Here is a 2,678-nt window from a genome sequence, read left to right as displayed (position 1 = left end):
GATTAATGGTGAAACGCATCTGAAGATAGCGAATCTGAATGATAATCTTGTTAGGATTATTCGATTGTTGGGAAAGGATTGTGAAAAATACTACGGATTGGAGGGTTGATGCGGAAAGCCGGATAAAATGAGATTGAGCCTGATTTTGGCGGCGATGGTGGTGCTGGCGTCGATGGTGATGCCAGCCGTAGCTGACGACATTGACAATCTAATATTGTATCTGAAATATGGAACAGCAGACGTCCGAGCGGAGGCTGCGCAGGCTCTAACCGATATAGGAAATCCTAGAGCGGTCGATCCTCTCATCGAAGCTCTCAAAGATGAGGACCCTGGTGTCCGAGGGTCTGCTGCCTTGGCACTCGGTGAGATCGGCGACTCAAGGGCTGTCGATCCTCTCATCGATGTACTAAAAAATAAAAATGAGTTTGTCGGGGTCCGAGAGTATGCTGCGGTGGCGCTAGACTGGATCAGCGATTCTAGGACGGTCGATTCTCTTATCGAAGCTCTCAAAGATGAGGACGAGGATGTCCGGCGTGCTGCTGCTTCGGCACTCGGTGGGATCGGGGACCCTAGGGCGGTCGATCCCCTCATCGAAGCTCTCAAAGATGAGAACCCTGGTGTCCGAGGGTCAGCTGCTTTTGCACTCGGTGAGATAGGCGACTCAAGGGCAGTCGATCCCCTCATCGAGGCTCTCAAGGATGGGAGTTTGATGGCTGTCTGGGCTCTAGGCAATATCGGCGATGCCAGGGCGGTCGATCCCCTCATCGAGACACTCAAGTATGAGAATTATTTGGTTCGAAGTGAGGCTGCTTCGGCACTCGGTGGGATCGGGGACCCTAGGGCGGTCGATCCTCTCATCGAGGCTCTTAAGGATGAGGATGAGGATGTCCGATCGGAGGCTGCCTGGGCCCTTGGAAATATCGGCGATACAAGAGCTATCGAGCCACTAACTTACGTGGCTTCGAGGGACAAGGAAGATTGGGTTCGGGAGGCAGCGACGGAAGCATTGGAGAAGATCGAAGACGATGATGTAGTTTCCCTCATCGAGGCTCTCAAGGATGAGAGTAGTAGTGTCCGATGGGCTGCTGCCGAAGCTCTCGGTAAAATAGGCGACCCCAGGGCAGTCGATCCTCTCATCAAGGCGCTCAGGGATGAGGACGAGTTGGTCCGAGAGTTAACTGCCGGGGCCCTCGGCAATATCGGTGATGCCAGAGCGGTCGATCCTCTCATCGAGGCTCTTAAGGATGAGGACTGGTTACTCCGATCGCTGGCTGCCTGGGCTCTCGGCGAGACCGGCGATGCCAGAGCAGTTGATCCCCTCATCGAGGCTCTCAAGGATGAGGACGCGTATGTCCGATGGAGGGCTGCCGGTGCTCTCAGCCGGATCGGCGATCCGAGGGCACTCGATCCGCTCATCGATGCTCTCAAGGATGAAGACCCGGGGGTCCGAGAGGCGGTTGCCCAGGCTCTCGCTGAGGTCGGAGATGACAGGGCGATTGACGCACTGACCTATGTGGCTTCGATGGACAAGGAAGTGTGGGTCCGAGAGGCCGCTGTGGAAGCGCTTGAGAAGATTCAAGAAGGGAGGTGATCCACCTCCCCCTCGGATGCTATTTTTATTCGACCATAACAGAACCACGATCTAGCGGCCTGCATCCGCTAGAGAGGGAAGGACGCTGAGCATCGAAAAGCTTTTTTGCCTGTCAGGACAGTCTCTCTTAAAGGAGGAGAGATCAAAATGCGATCGAGCCTGATTTTTGCGGCGCTGGTAGTGCTGGCAGCGCTGGTGATGCCGGCCGCAGCGGATGAGATAGATGACGAGCGCGTCCCAGACTTGCTTGGTGACACAGAGACTGGGACTGAAGGCTCTATATTTTCCAGCCAGAAGATAGACGATTACTTGTTAAACCTCAAGGCCAGCCCGGATAGCACAAGGATAGCTTATGTGCTAAAAGACGATGCCGGATACGATTATTTAGTAATTGCTAGGCCAGAGGGGAAGACGACCGAGACCGCCTACGAATCTATTCGCCAAGATTCCTTCGTCTTCAGCCCGGATGGAAAACATCACGGATATAAAGCCTATAAGGGCGATAAAAGGGTGGCCGTAATTGACGGTTCCGAAGGGCAAGAATACGACGAGATTTGGTGGATATTCTTCAGCCAAGATGGTGAAAGATACGCCTACAAAGCTAAGAAGGACGGCCAAGAAATTGTGGTTGTGGACGGAATAGAAGAAGGACCGTATAAGGCATCATCTGATCCCATAATAAGTTCTGCCGGGCAGCACGTGCTCTACACGATGGCAGAGGAATCTCTTGGCCCTTACCGTGACAACGTGGTTGTGGACGGGGTGGTCCAAGAACTCAAGGGTTTTGATCCGGTCATCAGCCCCGATGGCAGTCGGTGGGCTTATTACCTCGGTTCAGTTTATAGAGGACGTACCGGCTACATCGTTCTCAATGGAGAGGTCATAGCTTTGGAAAAAGACAAGACCAATCGCATTGATCAGATGGTGTTTAGCCCGAATGGAAGCCGTTTAGCTTATGACCTAGTGCTCCTTAACATTAATTTTGCAACTTAAGGTAATGCCTTTTGAGTTTTTCTCTAGCGTCGCTTTTATTGAATTTCCATCGAACGGTCGCTTTGATATCATTCCTTTCTCGCTGCCAAGCATC

General features: G+C 52.7%; 2 protein-coding genes. Both read left to right on the top strand.

Annotated elements, in window-relative coordinates; translation table 11 throughout:
• Positions 1-154 precede the first annotated feature (154 nt).
• A complete protein-coding gene (locus P0O24_RS12365) occupies positions 155-1,591 on the top strand; it encodes a HEAT repeat domain-containing protein (RefSeq protein WP_316970056.1) in 1,437 nt (478 codons plus the stop codon).
• 147 nt (positions 1,592-1,738) lie between these two features.
• Positions 1,739-2,584: a hypothetical protein gene (locus P0O24_RS12360; protein ID WP_316970055.1), complete on the top strand. Its 846-nt coding sequence runs from the start codon at positions 1,739-1,741 to the stop codon at positions 2,582-2,584.
• The last annotated feature ends 94 nt before the right edge of the window (positions 2,585-2,678 follow it).

The sequence above is a fragment of the Candidatus Methanocrinis alkalitolerans genome (genome assembly GCF_029167205.1).
Taxonomy (GTDB): domain Archaea; phylum Halobacteriota; class Methanosarcinia; order Methanotrichales; family Methanotrichaceae; genus Methanocrinis; species Methanocrinis alkalitolerans.
The sequence above is the reverse complement of the archived record's forward strand: the minus strand, read 5'-3'. Positions and strand labels throughout refer to the sequence as shown.

What these genes read in the sequence shown, in the direction of transcription:
- P0O24_RS12360 (WP_316970055.1), top strand. Translation starts at nt 1,739, where the DNA reads ATGCGATCGAGCCTGATTTTTGCGGCGCTGGTAGTGCTGGCAGCGCTG.
- P0O24_RS12365 (WP_316970056.1), top strand. Translation starts at nt 155, where the DNA reads ATGGTGGTGCTGGCGTCGATGGTGATGCCAGCCGTAGCTGACGACATT.